The sequence below is a fragment of the Pseudomonas kitaguniensis genome (assembly GCF_009296165.1).
Classification (GTDB): Bacteria; Pseudomonadota; Gammaproteobacteria; order Pseudomonadales; family Pseudomonadaceae; genus Aquipseudomonas; species Aquipseudomonas kitaguniensis.
In genome coordinates, this window is the sequence record NZ_VUAZ01000093.1 from 18,114 (window position 1) to 33,832 (window position 15,719).

Here is a 15,719-nt window from a genome sequence, read left to right on the forward strand (position 1 = left end):
AATCCGATGTACAGTAAAATCAGCCCCGGAGTCTCGGCGTCAATAAAGACTGGCCTACGCGCCAGCCAACGCAGGAAACCGTGCAAAATGGATGATGCTCCGGGCAACAGGAATGATTTTTCCGAACTAAACGCCGACATGTTGCATGCCGTCATGGAACTGGTCAGCGATGGCGTATGGGACTGGAACGCCAACAGCGGTTTCGTTTATCGCAACCCCGGCTGGTACGACATGCTTGGCTACGCCCGCCACTCCCTGGAGAACAGCGTGTTCACCTGGGAAAGCGTGATCCACCCCGATGACTATCTTCAGGTCATGGCGCAGTTTGATGAATACATCAGTCGGCGAGCCACTCATTACCAAGTCGAATACCGTTGCCTCAAGAGAGACGGCACTTTTATGTGGGTAGAGGACCATGGCTACGTGATTTCGCGTAACGCCGACGGTTCAGTCGCACGCATGGTCGGCGCGCAACGCGATATTCAGGCGCGTAAACACTCCCTCGAAACGCTGCAACAGCGTAACCACTCCCTGGAGACGCTGGTGTCTGAACGCACCCGTGAGTTGTCGCGGGTCAACCTGCAGTTGCAACTGCAGGTGGACGAAAACCGCTCCCTGGCCGAGCGCGATACCCTGACGCGCATCGCCAACCGCTATCGCCTGGAAAAAGTGCTGCTGGAAGAGTGCGAGCGTGCCGAACGCTTCCGCTTGCCGCTCGCGCTGGTGGCCATGGATATTGATGACTTCAAGCCGATCAACGACCAACATGGCCACGGCGTCGGCGACCAAACCCTGGTGAATTTGGTGGAAGCCCTGGAAGCCTGTGTGCGCCCAGGTGACTTGCTGGCTCGCTGGGGCGGGGATGAATTTGTGGTGGTCATGCCCAACAGTACCTTGGGCAGTGCCAGGCAACTGGCGCAAAGAATTCGTCGCAAAATCATCGAGGTTCCCACCGTGGGCAACCACACATTAACCCTGAGCCAGGGTGTCGTAGAGCGGCTATCGGGTGAGTCACCCGCGGCCCTGCTGCAACGCGCCGATCAAGCGCTGTATCGGTCCAAGGCGGCGGGCAAGGACAGCGTGTCGGAGTAACGCCGCGACAAGGGCAGTGTGCCGCCTTGACCTGATCCCCCTCCCCGCTGAAAATGCGCGACGCTTTTTTGTCCCGTTTACTGAAGTAGTGAAATTTCAATGTCCGAATCCGCAGAAGCATCCGTGATCGCCTTGCAATCCAAAGCTGAATACGAAAACGCCATCAATCTTTCACAGCATGTGCCGGCCGCCAAGATCATCAGCGAGATGGTCCTGGACGCGTTTCACACCTCCAGGGAAAGCGACCAGATACGCGAGCTGCGCGTGGCTATCCGCCAGGCACAGGACGCCTTCGACGACGACAAGGCTTATGACCTGATGGGCCAGCTCAAGCAACTGAAGGACGCCGAGGCCGCCGACAACATTGCGCTGGAAGACCTCAGCAGCAAATTCTCGATCAGCCGCATCCTGTCCAGCTTCAAGGACGACCCGCAGTTTCAGGAGTTGGTCTACGGCCTGGCCCTCAAGGTGCTGAACCAGTCTCACCAGGCCATCAGCAACCCAAGTACCGGCAAAAGCAAAGCTGCACGGCCGAAGAAAGACGCTGAAGTGTTTGTGATCAGCAAAGATGACGTCAGCGTCACCCTGGCGCTGCGCACCCCGCGCACCAAGCTTAATGTTGACCGTGAAGCGCTGGAGTTCCTGGGCTTCACGTTTGTGGGTGAAGGCAGTGAGGCGGAGCTGGAAAACGCAACCTTCGTCGACAACAGTGGCGTGGAGCAGCCGGTCACGCGCAAAAGCATCGTGACCGCACTGCAACAGCAAAGCGCGTTTGACGGTTACAGCATCGCCGCGCAGTAAATGCCAGGCGCTACACGCTGCGCAGGGTCAACAGCGCCTGCTCGACTTGAGCGAGGGTGATATGCCGGCCCACCGAGGCGCGCACAAAATGGCTCGCGCCGAGGTCCTTCAACAGCAACGGCGTATGGGCGGCAGTGCCCGCCCACAGGTTGAGCCCCAACTCGCGGGCTTGGCCGACAAATGCCTTGGCCGGCAGGTTGTGCGGCACGAACGAGACAATCCCGGTTTGCTCAAACTGCTCACACAGCAGGGTTAACTGCGGCAGGCGTCGTAATTCTTGCACGAGCAACGCGTAGGGCTCCGTGCTCACTTTCGCGCCTGCCTGCGCGTACTCTTGCAACGCTGTGTGCAAGCCGACCAGGGCCGAAAAGCTCTTTTCAGCAATCTCCAGCACCCGCGCACCGGCCACGTCCAGCCGGTTGACGTGGCCATCGGTGCTGGCGGCGTGCAAGTCAGCGAAATTCAGCTGCAATTGATTGAGCAGGCGTGGCGACACGTAGGCAAGCCCACTGCCACGCGGCCCGCAGAGGAACTTGCGGCCCGCGCCGGTCAATAAATCACAGTGAATATCACGCACGTCCAGCGGCAACTGCCCCAGCGACTGGCACGCATCCACGGCATACAGCGCGTTCGAACCCCTGAGCAGCGCACCCAGTGCTTCTACCGGGTTGATCACGCCACAGCACGACGGAAGGTGCGAGACACTGACCAGAAACACATCGTCGTCCAAGTGGCGTCGCACCCATTCAAGGTCCAGCGGGCTGGTGGCGGTGGCTGGGATGACGTCGACGCGAATCTCGCGCGATAACTTGAGGTAGTTGAAAAAGATCAGGTTCGCCGCGTACTCCGAGGTCGACACCCACACCCGTTTGCCTCGGGGGAAGTTCAACTTGCCGAGGATGCTGGTCCAGGCTTCGGTGGCGCTGCTGAAAAAAGCGATGTCCGAGGGCTGTGCATTTAACAGGCCGGCCGCGACCCGGTACAGGTCGACATTGAGCAGTTCCTCATAGGCCAGCTCCGTCTCATAGCTGCCCATTTGAGCCTCTATGGCCGTAAAGCGCTGGATCGCATTCAGGGTGCCCGCCGACATCAAACCCGCACCAGCGGTGTTCAAATGCACGATATTCATTTCACGCTTCCTTGTTCCACAAAAGAGTCGAGCTTTTCATCACGCCCACTGCCACTGCGAACAACAGCAACACGCTCCCGGCCAACAGCCAGGGCGAAGGCAGTGATGGCTGGGACACCAACATGAACGCCAGCGACGGCGTGATCATGACCCCAATGTTCACGCCCGCCGAGTAATAGCCAAGGTTGCGGTCGACGGTATGCCGGCTGGAAATACTGCTGACATAGTGGGTGATGCCGGGAAACACGATCATCTCGCCCAGGCTCCAAAGCACCGTGGCCACGAGTAACAGCGCGCCGATGTGGCTGAACCCCATGAGGAAGAAACCCACACCCGCCAGCAGGAAACCGGCCACCAGTGAGCGGCTGCTCGACAGGTGCGACATGCGTTGATTGATCGGCACTTCGAACAGAATCACCAACAGTGCATTGATGAAGAAAATGATGCCGACGTAATACGCTGGCAACTCGGTGTAATTGATGATGTAGGCCGAAAGAAACGTCGGCGGCAGCGCGTAGGCGATGTGCACCGGCAACGCTGCGAGCAAAATTACCCACAACCGCGAACGCTCGTGCGGTGCAGTTTCCGGCAAACCGCTGCCTTTGCCCACCACGGCCGCTTGCGGCGTAACCGGCACCGCGCGCCCAAACCGCAGGCAAGCGGCGAACGCAACCAACGACAACGCCGCGTTGAGATAAAACACCGCGTCGGCGTTGCTCAAGAAAATCAGGCTGCCCAGCAACGGCCCAATCGCCATGCCGATGTTGATGGCCAGGCGGTTACAGGAGAACGCCACTTTGCGCGTCTCATTGCTGCTGTGGGTGACGGTTTCGGAGAACGTCGCGGGCGTGAAGGCCTCGTAACAAGCGCCCCAGACAAACGACAACACAAACAGCGCCGCCGTGTTATCCACCGAAGGGATGACCATCAGCAGCAACGCGTTGAGCAGCAACGACCCGAGGATGACCCGGTTGGCGGTAAAGCGCTTGATCACCGCGCCGATGATCAAATCCACAAACAAAGCACCCGCGCCGTACACGCCCACCAGCAAACCGGCGGTGCCCGCAGATACGGCGTGCTGATGAATCAGGTACGCCGCATAAAAAGGGAACGCCATGGTGCCCATGCGAAACACCAGGGTAATCAGGAACAGTGCCTGCAAGCGTCCATTGAGCCCGCGTAACGCGCGATAGGTGCCCATCAGCGGATCACATACACGTTATCTTTGTTCTGACGAATCTGTTCGTAATCCTGGTCAATAGCGCGCTGGTTTTCCGCTACCAGGAACACCCGCAGCGGGCTGCTGAGCAGGTCCACGGTTTTTTTCATCGACTTGCCGGCCTTGTATTTGACGCTCAGCTTATGCACCGAGGGCAACGCCTCGATCAGGTGAATGGCCGCTTCGTTGAAGCCCGTCACCTCGCCTTGCAACGTGGTGTCGGTGTTGATCACGCAGGCTTCCTTGAGCTTGTGATAGCGCTTGCCGGCATAGCCCGCCTTGAACGCCTCACCGTCGCAATACGCCAGGTAAGTCAGTTGCGCCTGGTTGCCGCCGAGGCTGATGTCATGGAAAGCAGGTTCCATGTTGCCGTTCAAGCGTGCGCCGACTTCCACCAACGCCGGGCCGGCTTCGGTGAGGATCACTTCCGAATGGGCCGGGCCGTTATTGATGCCCAACGCCTTGAGCACCTTGACGATGTAATCCACTAAAACGTTGGCCTCTGCGCTGTCAGGCGCAATCAGCACGTCGCGGTCGTAGATGTTTTTGCCACCGCTGATTTCACGCTTCACATAACGCCAGATACCGCAGACGTAGGTTTGCCCGTCACGGCTGACGGTATCGACGATGTACTCCGGGCCTTTAAGGTAGGACTGGCAGAGGATTTCGGTATTGGCCAGGCCGAAAATATCGAGGTTGGACACCACTTCTTCGCAGGCACGCTTAACGTCGTCGACGTTGTGGCAGATCGACACGCCGTCGGTCGAGGCTGAGCTGAGCGGTTTGATCACGCAGGGAAACACCTGGCCGTCCTGCACCCAGGCAAACAACTCGGCAGGCTCGGCGGACTTGATCTGCCGCGCGGTCAACAGGCCGCCGGCGGCGACTTTGCTGATCATCTCGAACTTGTCGCGGCGTGCCCGCGAACCGGCACTGCCATTCGATGATGGCAATTGCAATTGCTCGCTCAAATAGTCGGCGAACGGCACGCCAGGTTCTTGGCCGGCGATTACCGCGATCACGTTGAACTCGCGCAGGCGGCGCACCACGTCTTCGGGGTTGCCGTTGAATATCAGGTTGTGTTCAAACTCTGAGAGGTTCGGCCCAAGCATGCTCGGCATCAGTTGCGGCGTGCTCTGCACGTGGATCAGGCCGATGCCCGCTTCATGGAAGAACTGCGGCAGAAAGTTACCGCTTGAGTAGACATCAACCAACGCGACGTACTGTTTCATGGGGATGTCCTTTTCAGTAGTAAGTGGCGGTTGCGGACGGTTGCGGCGACGCCACGTCATCCAGCGCCAGAAAAATGTTCTGCGGAAACTCGGCCACGCGGTGCAACAGGTGCAAGTACCAGTGAGTGCCGTAGACCGCTGATACTCGGGTCTTGACCTGGCCCTGGTCGTTGATCGCCTTGATCAGCTCGGGGCGCACACCGTGAAGCATCTCCAGCTCGCCTCGGCTGGCAACCTGGCTGTTGAGGATTTCCTCCACCAGCAACGGGTCTTGCGTGGCAAAGGCGTAGTTCGTGCTGGCGCCGTTGATGCGGTCCAGCAAGCCCAGGTAACGCTCATTCAGTTGCTTGCCACGCGGCAACGCAATGGCCGCCGGCTCAGCATAGACACCTTTGACCAAGCGCACTTTGCAGCCGGTGGCGAGGATCGCCGCAAGGTCATCGGGCGTGCGGTTCAACTGCGCCTGCAGGGTGATGCCGAGGTTGGCGAAATGCGCACTCAGGTGCATGAAAATATCCAGGATCGAGTCGGTCCACTGCGACCGCTCCATGCTCAGGATCACGCCGACATCCTTGTCGGCGGCATGCCTGAGAATCTTCGAGCAATTCTCGATCGCCAGTTCGCGGGAAATAAGGCTGCCGACGTTGGACAGGTCGAAGCCCAGTTGCGGCGGCTCGACCAATGTGGGGTGCAGCGCCATCAAATCTATGAGTTTCAGGTATTCGTCGGTGGCAGTGGTCACCTCGGCCAGCGTGGTGGCCTCTTCGCCAACGTATTCGACGCCGGTGCGGTAGCCTTTGCCTTGCAGGGCCGCGAGCTTGTCGAGCATTTCCAGGCGATCTTCGGAAATGATGTAGCGCAGCGCGGCCGGGCGCAGGAAGTCACGCAGGGTCTCACTGGCCAGGAACAGGTCGCGGTAGGTCTTGTTCGCCGCCAGCTTTTTCAGGGCCAGGGTCGCCATCAGGCTGTTGTCAGTGTGAGTCACGGCATTAACCCCCGTAGGCCTGGTTGAGCATGCGACGGGCGAAGCTCGATTCGTCGGCGTGGTTGGCAATTTTGTGGGCGCGGAACTTGGCCGCGTAACTGAGCATGGTTTCTTTGTGACGGCCGTGGCGGTCGCGGGTAAAAATCCCTGCCCACAAGTTGTCCCAACGCGCGTACTCGGGGTGCGACATCAGCAGGTCATGGGCCTTGCGCATGTTCCAGTGAGGAATAGCCGGGTGCAGGTGATGCACCAAGTGGTAGTTGTCGTCATGGCGACCGAAAAAGAAGTTTTCCAACGCGTTGCCCTTGCGATTACGCGTTAGCAGCAGCTTCTCCGTCTCAGCGGCCGGCAACGGGTAATGCTCGGCCAACTCGATGATCCAGCCCACGGCCACGGCTGTGGTGAACAGCGGCACCAGCCAGAACAGCAGCAGTTGCGCGACCACGCCGAACCACGCGGCAACTGCAACGATCACCGCCCAATAAGCCCACAGCATGATGCGTTCGTTGCGCAGCTTTTTGTCTGCCCCTTGGGCTTTCACGCGGTCCTTGATGATGTAGTTGATGTACTGCACGGTCCGGTAGCCGGACAAGGCCATCACGACGTTCTTGAGAAAGAACTCACGTTCACTCTGCTTGACGTCGTACAGCCCGCATTTGAGGTGGAAGTTGTAGTCCGGGTCTTTTTCCGGGTGGCCCAAGTGCACATGGTGGTTCTTGATGTGCGAGGTGCTGTAGGACTGGTGCAGGTGAAAGATCAGATAGCCCGACAGGAACGTACCGGAAACCCAATTGATCGCGCGGTTATTGGCCAACATTTTGTGCGCTGACTCGTGCAGCACATTCGCCAGGGCGCGCTGTGTGGTGCCAATCAGAAACAGCGAAACCGGGTAGAACCAATAGCTGATACCCAACGACAGGTAAATCGCGAAGGCAATGATTGCGTAGTCCTTACCCAACGCGATGGCCCAGTGGTAGTTATCTTTTTTGCACAGATGCTTGAGCATCCCGAAGGTTTCACGGGAAATGCCCGCCGCGTATTCGCCAGCAGGTTCGTTATTCTTATCGACCAGCATAATCACTCCATAATTAAGCGGCACGCTGTAACACCGTGCTCATTGCTGGGCGTAGGTATTTTTTGCGGTGTTGCAGCTATTGTTATTTTTTGCCTGAGCTAGACTCATTGGCTGCAAAAAAACTAAAGCACCGCTCGATGGCGAACAAGCTGCCCTTTTAGACAGGTAGGCCCGAATGACGCGCATACGCGAGCGCTCGCCGGTGAAAAAACACCGGCGAGCGTGACGTTTATGCAGGGATGCGTGGGGATCAGGCCTGTTCGCGGATATAACCGAGGTTCAGCGCCTTGCGGATTGCCGACTTGCCGTTGGTGACATCCAGCTTGCTGCAGACGTTCTTCATGTGGAATTTGACGGTGCGCGGGCTCATGGCGGCCAACAGTGCTATTTCGTTGTAGGTTTTGCCCAGGCTGGTCCAGGTCAATACCTCGGTTTCTCGCGGCGTCAGTACGCTGTCGTGCGCCGGCGCGGCGGGTACGGGTGCTGGTGCGCAGCGTTCCAGGGCTTCGTCGTAGACCGAGACCAGCAGCATCTGCAGCTCACTTTTGTTGGCCAGCACCGTGTCGCGAAATTGTTGCTCTTCGCCGAAGCTGCACAAGTTGAGGATCGAGTAAAAACCCCGGTTGCCATGCACGATAAAGCTCGCGCCTTCGCCTACCGGCGCACACGGGCCGGGCACCGGGACGGCTTCAGCGGCAGGCGTGAGGAGGTTTTCATCACTCCAGAAAAACGGTTTTACGCGGCCCTTGGACAAGGACAGCAATTGGCCACGCTGGTAAAAATCATCCGCCGAGTCGGCCCTGTCCAGCGCATCGGGGTAATTGGTGATGATTTCCGCTTCGTCCAGCGCCGGCCCACATTGGTAAACCTCAAAGTGCCCCAACCCACGCCGGGTCAGCTCGGCATCGAGCAATTGGCGTACATCGGCGGGCTGTATGGACAGGGAGTTACTGGCTTGACCATCGCGTCGCATGATTATCGCCCCTGATGATTGACAACGATGAGGCTAACGCTCTGACAGCAATGCTTCAATCCCGAAGCCTCTGATCAGAGTCGACTCACATCGTAGGAAATATCTCTAACACTGAGGCATGAATGGATCATGCCGTAACAGCCGTGTCCAGCGCATCGTGGGGCGAGCCAGCCACAGACAGCCAGTGAAGATTTACACCGGCCTTTCGGGTCAGGTCACCTGCGCCGCAAACACCTCACGAAAGCGTTGCATCTCGTGTTTATTGCCCACCGTCACGCGTACCCACTGCGGCCAGTCTTTCCACACGCGCCCGATCAGTACGTTGTGTGCGGCCAGCCGTTCAATCACCTGCTGCGCCGGTCGCTTCACATCGACCATGAAGCAATTGCTCTGCGACGCCGTGCAGGTAAACCCCCGGCCCTGCAGCCAGGCCACGGTTTCATCACGCAGTTGGGTGTTGAGCGCCTTGCGATGCGCAAGCAATTTGATGTCCTCCAGGCTTGCACGCGCGCCAAGCAACGTGGAAGCCGCCGGCACATTGTCGCCGCCGAACACCGCCAGCCGTTCCAGCAGCGCCGGGTGGCCGATCGCGAGGCCAAGACGCGCGCCGGCCATGCCGTAGATTTTCGAGAACGTGCGCAACACCAACACGTCGTCATGGTCCTTGACCCAACTGACGCAACTGGCCGCATCAGAGAAGTCGATATAGGCCTCGTCCACCACTAATACGCTGCCTTTGGGTTTGTTCGCCAAGGCCTGCCGAAGCGCCTCGGGCGGCGTCAGCGTGCCGGTCGGGTTGTTGGGGTTGCACACATACAGCATGCCCGCCTGGGGGTCGGCTGCGAGCATCGCCGGCAGGTCATGCGCGTGCGTAGCGTCCAGGCTTACCTCGTGCACCGGCGCCTGCCACGATTCGGCAGCCTGGCGCGGCACTTCGTAGGACGGCGTGGCCATCACCAGGCCGCGGCTTTGGCTGGTGAACGCCAAAACGGCGTAACGCAGGGCCGCCATGGAGCCGGCAAACACCGCCACCTGTTCTTCGGCAATGCCTTGCTGCTGGGCAAACAGCGCGGCCAACGCGTACATGTGCCTGTAGGGATAACGCGCGCAAATGCCAACCCCGCGCTGCATCGCCTCGCGGGCGGCGGCTGAAGGCCCGTAGGGGCTTTCGTTGTAATTGAGCCGCACCGTGTCAGCCTTGGTCGGCGAAGGGCTGGCGACCGCCCAATCCAGGCGCCCGAGCACCGGCAGGGCCGCACCGAGGGCGAGAAGGGAGCGACGGCTGACGCTGACCATGGGGACTACTCCTTGTAGGCGGGTGATGGGTTCGCACTGCTCGTACACAGGAATATGACGAGGAAAGCGCCGGCTGATTTAACCGGGCACCCGCGAATCAGCCCTCCAGGTAGTCGCCAATCGGATACTCCGCGCACAGCGTTTGCACCTCGGCACGCAACTGCTCGCGCACCGCCGGTTGCAGTTGGTAATCCAGCTCGCCCAGCGGCGTGACGTTGTCGAGTACTCGACACACCAGCGCAACAACTTGCCGGCAGCCCTCACGGTCGACCAAGCGTTGGGCCATGGCGCCGGTGCCGATACATAACCCGCTGGTCACCCAGGACGAGCGTGCATCGCCCGGTACGCGATGCTTGTTGACGACGATGCCGCAAGACTCCAGCGCCGACTCCGCAATGTAGCCGGTCATGCCGCCCTGCAACCTGACCAGCACCGCAGGGTTTTCACTGCAGCCACCGACGACGTGGTAGCCATGGGCCTGAAACGCATCGGTGACTTCATCGGCAAGTGTGCGAAAACGCCCCATGCAGGCGTCGAATTGCGCGGTTTTTGCGTAACCGAAGGCGGCGGCTTTTGCCGCGATCAGGTTGACCGCCGGTGCGCACTGCGTGCGCGGCGACGCGGCGTGATCGAGCACGCGGCTGAAGGTCGAGCGCAAGCCGGGCACCTTGGTGTTGGCATCTCGACCACACAGAATCAAGCCGCCACGCGGGCCGCCGAGTTGCGTGTGGGTGCACGTGATGGTGACGTGTGCAGCGTTGATCGGGCTCGGATGGCGCCCGGTCACCACCAGCCCGGCGATGTCGGAAATATCCGCCAACAAGATCGCACCCGCCTCATCGGCAATCGCGCGAAACCGCTCGAAATCCAGCCCTCGCGAGTACGCCGAGGCGCTGCACAGGATGATGCGCGGGCGGTGCGCCAGGGCCAGGCTGCGCACCTGCGCGTAATCGATCAGGCCTTCGCGGGTGATGCCGTAGCGAACGGCCTTGTAACACGCCGCGCTGATGAACACCGCCGGGCTGCCGAGGGCAACATCGCCGGCATCGTCATTGGCCATGTCCAGTAAGGTGTCGCCAGGCTCAAGCAGCGCCGAGAGCACCTGCGAAATCGCGCTGCACGCCGATTCCGACTGCACGCCGGCGTAGTGGGCATCGAACAGCTCGCGCGCTCTGCGAATGGCCAGCGCTTCGACCTGTTCGACGTTCTCGCAGCCGCTGCCCCGGCGTTTGCCGGGCCTGCCTTCGGCCGTCACATTGACCAGGGCCGAGGCGCAGGCCACCAGGGTTCGCGGCGTTACGGCGCAGGATGAGGCTACCAGAGAGAGGGTGCGGTGTTGCCGGGTGACTTCGGCATCGAGGAGGCTTGCAAGCTCGAAATCTTCAGCTTGCAGCGCCGTCAGGCCACGACGCAGCAGGTCGGCCTGGGTTTTCAGTTGTACGGTATTGACTGCCATCAGTGCAGGTCCCTTGCTGGGCGTTACGGGCCGATTCGTCCTGAACCGAGCGGTTAATTAAACAGGAAATTAAACATTTTCCAAATTAAATGTGTTTTTTTGCATGCCTTGGGCTCCGCCAAAGCGCCGTGGCAGCGCAGCCGGGGCTTTATTGTTGGGGTTAACGCATGCAACACTTGCGCCGCCGCAACGCCAGATGCGCCTCGGGAACGGTCACTCCAGCGCGTGATTGGCTGCAAAAATGGACAGTTATGACTAAAAGGGAGTGGTGAGCACTTGATACACCGACGGGAAAAAACCGAGCACTTGAAGAGCAACATCAAGTATTTGATCAAGAGTCGTGGCGAAACGCAGCTGTCGTTATGCAGTGCCGCTGGCCTGACCAGAACCACCATCTACAACATCCTTGAAGGCAAGGTCGTCAACGTCCAGCAGTCGACCATCCGCAAGATCTCCGACTTCTTCGGCGTGTCTTACGACGAAATCGAGACCCTCGATTTTGAAGCCAAGGAAATCATCGAAAGCAGTGTTTCGCCGCAGGGCAACATGAACCCGGCGGCCGTGCCGATCCTCAAGCAAAGCCAGGTGATTCGAAATCTGGACAAGCGTATTGGCGAACTGGCCACGCTGTATCCGCTGACCTACTACTTCGGCACCTCCCACAACCTGATCGGTGTGCGGCTTGAGCACGCGATTTCCGGCAGCTATGAACCGGGCGATTTACTGATCGTGCAAAAAGGCGCGTCGAGCCTCGGCAAAGACAAGCTGGTGTACGACCGGGCCAGTAAAAAAATGTTCATCACCCTTGAGGCCTGTGCCAGCTCAGAGCGCGTGTGTGTGGTCGGCGACATCATTGAGGAGCGCTTCAATGACAACGCATGAGGGCGCCGTTGAAAACAGCAAATACAAGTTGCTGGGGTTTGAGAATGACAAGCGCCTGGCGGTGATCATGGTGATCGCCACCGGCAAGGTCATCAAGAAAAAGATCAGTGAAGTGATCAACAGCGAAATAATGGATAACCTCAACAAAATGGAAGTTAAGAACATGTACAAGAAGTTTTACTCACAGGGGGAGACACTCACGGCCTACGACCTGAATGACCGCAATGAAAGCTCGTGGATGATTTACATCATCCTGAACTTGCTGCTGTTCACTTTTTATATTTTTACCAGTATTGCCGCGACCAAACCGCTTTACCTGGAGTCGCTGGGCATCATCGTCACGCCGGGCACGTTTCTTTACCCGCTGACGTTTTTGATCGTGGATTTGCTCAACGAGCAATTCGGCTTGCGCCTCGCCAGAAGGGCCATTCTGTTCGCGTTTGCGAGTAACGCGATGATCATCATCTTGCTCTATGGCTCTACGTTTTTGCCGGGGCTGCCGGGCTGGAAGCTTGATGGGCCGTACAATGACGTGATCATTCAAGTGTCTTCGGTATTGGTCGCCTCTTCGGTGTCGTTCCTGGTGTCCGAGAATATAAACTCGTACTTGCTGTGCAAGATCAAAGAACTGACCAACTCCAAATACTTGTACCTGCGCATCTTCCTCAGCACGTTCTTTGCGGTGATTATCGACAGCTTCCTGTTTTGCTTCATCGCCTTCTACGGCGCCATGCAGACCAGTGACATCCTGAGCATGATCTACGTGCAAATCGCGATCAAAGTCGGCTTTGCGTTTTTCAATATCTTGCCCGCCTACGGCGCGCGTGCGTTGTTCAAACGCTGGATCACCGGTAGCGCTACCGCTGCCTGATTCAACAAGACGCCGACGGGGCAACCCATCGGCGTCAGTGACTTAGTTCAGCTGCAACTTCTGCTTCAGGCTCTGCATGACGGCCGGCTTGTTCTGCAGGTAGTCATTCAGGCCACGCGCGCGAAGGTTGCACGCGTCGCAATTGCCACAGCCTGTGCCGATAATCCCGTTGTAGCAGGTCAGGGTCTGCTCACGCACCAGCTCGAGCTGGTGGTGATAATCGGCCAATGCCCACGTCTCGGCCTTGTTCAGCCACATCAACGGGGTTTCCAGGCGTACGTTGTATTCCATGCCGAGTTCAAGCGCCTTGTTCAGCGCTTTGACGAACTCATCGCGGCAATCGGGATAACCCGAGAAGTCTGTTTCGCAGACGCCGGTAATCACGGTCTCGGCCTTTACCTGGTACGCGTAGATCGCAGCCAGGGTCAGGAACAGGATATTACGCCCCGGCACAAACGTGCTCGGCAGGCTGTCGCCTGAGCTGCTCACGGTCGGCACGGGGATGTTGTCGCGGGTCAGGCTGCTGATGGCCAACTCGTTGAGCAATGACACGTCCATGACTTTATGAACGGTGGCGCCCAGTTGTTTTGCCAGCTTTTGTGCGACTTCGATTTCTGCGACATGGCGCTGGCCATAATCGAAGGTAATGCAGTGCACTTCGTCATACAGCGGCAGCGCCTGGATCAGACACGTCGTCGAGTCTTGCCCGCCACTGAATACGATAACGGCTTTTTTACTCATTGCTTTGCTTCCTGCAGGTGTAAAGGGTGGGAATAGTTTAAAGGGCACGCCATAAAAAACCCCGCGCTTCTTGCGAAGGCGGGGCCTTTTATTGCTCGCACACTCAGTGGGCGTAGGTCAGCAACAGCTCTTTGGGCACTTGGAAATCCAGGGACATCATCACGCTGAGCGCGGTGATGGTGAAGATCGAGAACACGAACAGCTTGCGCGCCCACACGGTGTCATCCACCGCTTTGTAGCCGGTCCAGGCCATGTACAACCAGTACATGCCCATGGCGGCGGCAACGGCGAGGTAGCTCATGCCGGCGTAGCCACTGAAGGTCAACATCAAGGTCGCCACGAGGAAGGCCAGGATGTAGAGCAAAATGTGTTTCTTGGCGACTTGAATGCCACGTTTAACCGGCAGAACCGGAATCGAAGCAGCCAGGTAGTCATTAAAACGGAAGATCGCGATGGCATAGGAATGCGGCATCTGCCACAGGCTGAACATCACCAGTAGCACCAGCGCGGCCATGTCGAAGCTATTGGTTACAGCCACATAACCAATCACCGGCGGCATCGCCCCCGACAGACTGCCCACCAGCGTGCCGTGAACCGACTTGCGCTTGAGGTACAGGCTGTAAAGGCCAACGTAGATAACAAAGCCGATCACGGCAAACAGCGCCGCCAGCGGGTTAGCCACCTTGTACAACAGCACCACACCGGCAACACCCAGGACGGTCGCGAACAGCAGTGCCAGTTTCAGGGAGATAAGGCCCTGCACCAGCACGCGGTTCTTGGTGCGCTCCATCTTGACGTCGATGTCACGGTCGATGCAGTTGTTGAACACACAACCGGAAGCCACCACCAGGGACGTACCGATCATTGCTGCCAGGAAGATGGCCAGATCGACATGTCCCTTGGAGGCCAGGAAGAAGCCGCCTGCCACAGAAAGCACGTTACCGAAAATGATCCCCGGTTTGGTGATTTGGATAAAGTGCTTAAGCGACATCGGGTCTTACCTCACTTCGCCATCATGAAGGTGTGGATGCTGAACATGATCCACAGCGACAGACCAACCAGCAGAACGATCACCAGGCCTGCGAACACGAACGCAATCACGTTCTCACGCTGGGCTGCCGAGCGGTCCAGGTGCAGGAAGTACACCAGGTGAACCAGCACCTGAATCACCGCGAACGCCAGGACGATCATCAAGGTGATCGACTTCGGCAGGGTTGGGTACATCACCAGGCCGAACGGGATCAGGGTCAGGATTACCGACAGGATGAAGCCGATAGCGTAAGACTTTACGCTGCCGTGGCCTGCATCGTGGCTGTCATGGGAGTTTGCATTAGCCATTACAGAGTCCCCATCAGGTAGACGACGGTGAATACGCAGATCCAGACCACGTCCAGGAAGTGCCAGAACAGACTCAGGCAGCTCAGACGCGTCTTGTTGGTGCTGGTCAGGCCGTGTTTATTGACCTGATACATCATCACTGCCATCCACAGCAGGCCAGCGGATACGTGCAGACCGTGGGTGCCTACCAGCGTGAAGAACGCAGACAGGAAGCCGGAACGGTGCGGGCCGTAACCTTCGGAGATCAGCAGGTGGAACTCGTTGACCTCCATGCCGATGAAGCCCAGGCCGAACAGGAAGGTCAGAGCCAACCAGGTCAGTACGCCCTTCTTGTTGCCCTTATAGAAGGCCAACATGGCGAAGCCGTAAGTGATCGAGCTGAACAACAGCAAGGCGGTCTCGCCGAGCACGTAAGGCAGTTCGAAGATGTCGTGGCCCGACGGGCCACCGGCAGTATTGTTTACGAGTACCGCGTACACCGCGAAGATCGACGCAAACAAAATGCAGTCGGTCATCAGGTAGAGCCAAAAACCGAATACGGTCGTTGGCCCGGCGTCGTGGTGATGGTCATCGTGCCCATGGTCATCGACATGGGCGTGTCCAGCATTGGTCACTAAGTTCGACATGGT

Annotated in this window: 16 protein-coding genes; 4 read left to right on the forward strand and 12 right to left on the reverse strand. The window is 58.5% G+C overall.

The window, feature by feature from the left end; all coding sequences use genetic code 11:
- The first annotated feature begins 87 nt into the window (after positions 1–87).
- Together F0169_RS16050 and F0169_RS16055 are read left to right on the forward strand one after the other, a co-directional pair.
- The gene (locus F0169_RS16050; protein ID WP_241679131.1) at positions 88–1,092 is read left to right on the forward strand and encodes a diguanylate cyclase domain-containing protein; all 1,005 of its coding nucleotides are present in this window, start codon (positions 88–90) and stop codon (positions 1,090–1,092) included.
- A 99-nt stretch (positions 1,093–1,191) separates the two neighbouring features.
- On the forward strand, positions 1,192–1,893 hold the full coding sequence (locus F0169_RS16055) for a hypothetical protein (protein ID WP_152747050.1): 702 nt from the start codon (positions 1,192–1,194) through the stop codon (positions 1,891–1,893).
- Between the two features lie 10 nt (positions 1,894–1,903).
- Here the strand turns inward: F0169_RS16055 and F0169_RS16060 are convergent, their stop codons facing one another.
- From F0169_RS16060 to glyA, 8 genes are all read right to left on the reverse strand, one after another.
- Positions 1,904–3,022, reverse strand: coding sequence for an aminotransferase class V-fold PLP-dependent enzyme (locus F0169_RS16060; RefSeq protein ID WP_152747051.1), 1,119 nt, complete (start codon positions 3,020–3,022; stop codon positions 1,904–1,906).
- Between the two features lies 1 nt (position 3,023).
- Positions 3,024–4,223, reverse strand: a complete 1,200-nt coding sequence (locus tag F0169_RS16065) for an MFS transporter (protein WP_172979458.1) — start codon at positions 4,221–4,223, stop codon at positions 3,024–3,026.
- On the reverse strand, positions 4,223–5,473 hold the full coding sequence (locus F0169_RS16070) for an ATP-grasp domain-containing protein (protein ID WP_152747053.1): 1,251 nt from the start codon (positions 5,471–5,473) through the stop codon (positions 4,223–4,225). Before F0169_RS16070 ends, F0169_RS16065 begins: the two co-directional genes overlap by 1 nt.
- A 13-nt stretch (positions 5,474–5,486) precedes the next feature.
- Positions 5,487–6,458 carry a proline dehydrogenase family protein gene (locus tag F0169_RS16075; RefSeq protein WP_172979459.1) on the reverse strand — a complete coding sequence of 324 codons (972 nt, stop codon included), beginning with the start codon at positions 6,456–6,458 and terminating at the stop codon, positions 5,487–5,489.
- A 4-nt stretch (positions 6,459–6,462) separates the two neighbouring features.
- Complete coding sequence (locus F0169_RS16080; RefSeq protein WP_152747054.1) at positions 6,463–7,533, reverse strand: fatty acid desaturase family protein; 1,071 nt, start codon at positions 7,531–7,533, stop codon at positions 6,463–6,465.
- A 250-nt stretch (positions 7,534–7,783) separates the two neighbouring features.
- Positions 7,784–8,506, reverse strand: coding sequence for a helix-turn-helix transcriptional regulator (locus F0169_RS16085; protein ID WP_152747055.1), 723 nt, complete (start codon positions 8,504–8,506; stop codon positions 7,784–7,786).
- A gap of 210 nt (positions 8,507–8,716) precedes the next feature.
- Positions 8,717–9,802, reverse strand: coding sequence for a pyoverdine biosynthesis transaminase PtaA (gene ptaA / locus F0169_RS16090; RefSeq protein ID WP_152747056.1), 1,086 nt, complete (start codon positions 9,800–9,802; stop codon positions 8,717–8,719).
- Between the two features lie 97 nt (positions 9,803–9,899).
- Positions 9,900–11,258 (reverse strand): serine hydroxymethyltransferase, encoded by a 1,359-nt coding sequence (glyA, locus tag F0169_RS16095; RefSeq protein WP_152747057.1) that lies wholly within the window; start codon positions 11,256–11,258, stop codon positions 9,900–9,902.
- Positions 11,259–11,534: 276 nt separating this feature from the next.
- Between glyA and F0169_RS16100 the strand changes: the two genes are divergently transcribed.
- Together F0169_RS16100 and F0169_RS16105 are read left to right on the forward strand one after the other, a co-directional pair.
- The gene (locus F0169_RS16100; protein WP_152747058.1) at positions 11,535–12,140 is read left to right on the forward strand and encodes a helix-turn-helix transcriptional regulator; all 606 of its coding nucleotides are present in this window, start codon (positions 11,535–11,537) and stop codon (positions 12,138–12,140) included.
- Positions 12,127–13,011, forward strand: coding sequence for a queuosine precursor transporter (locus F0169_RS16105; RefSeq protein ID WP_058414898.1), 885 nt, complete (start codon positions 12,127–12,129; stop codon positions 13,009–13,011). Before F0169_RS16100 ends, F0169_RS16105 begins: the two co-directional genes overlap by 14 nt.
- A gap of 42 nt (positions 13,012–13,053) precedes the next feature.
- Here the strand turns inward: F0169_RS16105 and queC are convergent, their stop codons facing one another.
- The 4 genes from queC to F0169_RS16125 all read right to left on the reverse strand — a co-directional run bounded on the left by queC (position 13,054) and on the right by F0169_RS16125 (position 15,716).
- The gene (queC, locus tag F0169_RS16110) at positions 13,054–13,752 is read right to left on the reverse strand and encodes a 7-cyano-7-deazaguanine synthase QueC (RefSeq protein ID WP_058414899.1); all 699 of its coding nucleotides are present in this window, start codon (positions 13,750–13,752) and stop codon (positions 13,054–13,056) included.
- Positions 13,753–13,855: 103 nt separating this feature from the next.
- Entirely contained in the window at positions 13,856–14,743 is an 888-nt protein-coding gene (gene cyoE / locus F0169_RS16115; RefSeq protein ID WP_058414900.1) for a heme o synthase, read from the reverse strand.
- Positions 14,744–14,754: 11 nt separating this feature from the next.
- Entirely contained in the window at positions 14,755–15,090 is a 336-nt protein-coding gene (cyoD, locus tag F0169_RS16120; RefSeq protein ID WP_058414901.1) for a cytochrome o ubiquinol oxidase subunit IV, read from the reverse strand.
- Complete coding sequence (locus F0169_RS16125; protein WP_058414902.1) at positions 15,090–15,716, reverse strand: cytochrome o ubiquinol oxidase subunit III; 627 nt, start codon at positions 15,714–15,716, stop codon at positions 15,090–15,092. Before F0169_RS16125 ends, cyoD begins: the two co-directional genes overlap by 1 nt.
- Between the last annotated feature and the right edge of the window lie 3 nt (positions 15,717–15,719).

Bases quoted from the DNA above. Each gene is read 5' to 3' on its own strand.
- F0169_RS16050 (WP_241679131.1), top strand. From the start codon at position 88: ATGGATGATGCTCCGGGCAACAGGAATGATTTTTCCGAACTAAACGCC.
- F0169_RS16055 (WP_152747050.1), top strand. From the start codon at position 1,192: ATGTCCGAATCCGCAGAAGCATCCGTGATCGCCTTGCAATCCAAAGCT.
- F0169_RS16060 (WP_152747051.1), bottom strand. From the start codon at position 3,022: ATGAATATCGTGCATTTGAACACCGCTGGTGCGGGTTTGATGTCGGCG.
- F0169_RS16065 (WP_172979458.1), bottom strand. From the start codon at position 4,223: ATGGGCACCTATCGCGCGTTACGCGGGCTCAATGGACGCTTGCAGGCA.
- F0169_RS16070 (WP_152747053.1), bottom strand. From the start codon at position 5,473: ATGAAACAGTACGTCGCGTTGGTTGATGTCTACTCAAGCGGTAACTTT.
- F0169_RS16080 (WP_152747054.1), bottom strand. From the start codon at position 7,533: ATGCTGGTCGATAAGAATAACGAACCTGCTGGCGAATACGCGGCGGGC.
- F0169_RS16085 (WP_152747055.1), bottom strand. From the start codon at position 8,506: ATGCGACGCGATGGTCAAGCCAGTAACTCCCTGTCCATACAGCCCGCC.
- ptaA (WP_152747056.1), bottom strand. From the start codon at position 9,802: ATGGTCAGCGTCAGCCGTCGCTCCCTTCTCGCCCTCGGTGCGGCCCTG.
- glyA (WP_152747057.1), bottom strand. From the start codon at position 11,258: ATGGCAGTCAATACCGTACAACTGAAAACCCAGGCCGACCTGCTGCGT.
- F0169_RS16105 (WP_058414898.1), top strand. From the start codon at position 12,127: ATGACAACGCATGAGGGCGCCGTTGAAAACAGCAAATACAAGTTGCTG.
- queC (WP_058414899.1), bottom strand. From the start codon at position 13,752: ATGAGTAAAAAAGCCGTTATCGTATTCAGTGGCGGGCAAGACTCGACG.
- cyoE (WP_058414900.1), bottom strand. From the start codon at position 14,743: ATGTCGCTTAAGCACTTTATCCAAATCACCAAACCGGGGATCATTTTC.
- cyoD (WP_058414901.1), bottom strand. From the start codon at position 15,090: ATGGCTAATGCAAACTCCCATGACAGCCACGATGCAGGCCACGGCAGC.
- F0169_RS16125 (WP_058414902.1), bottom strand. From the start codon at position 15,716: ATGTCGAACTTAGTGACCAATGCTGGACACGCCCATGTCGATGACCAT.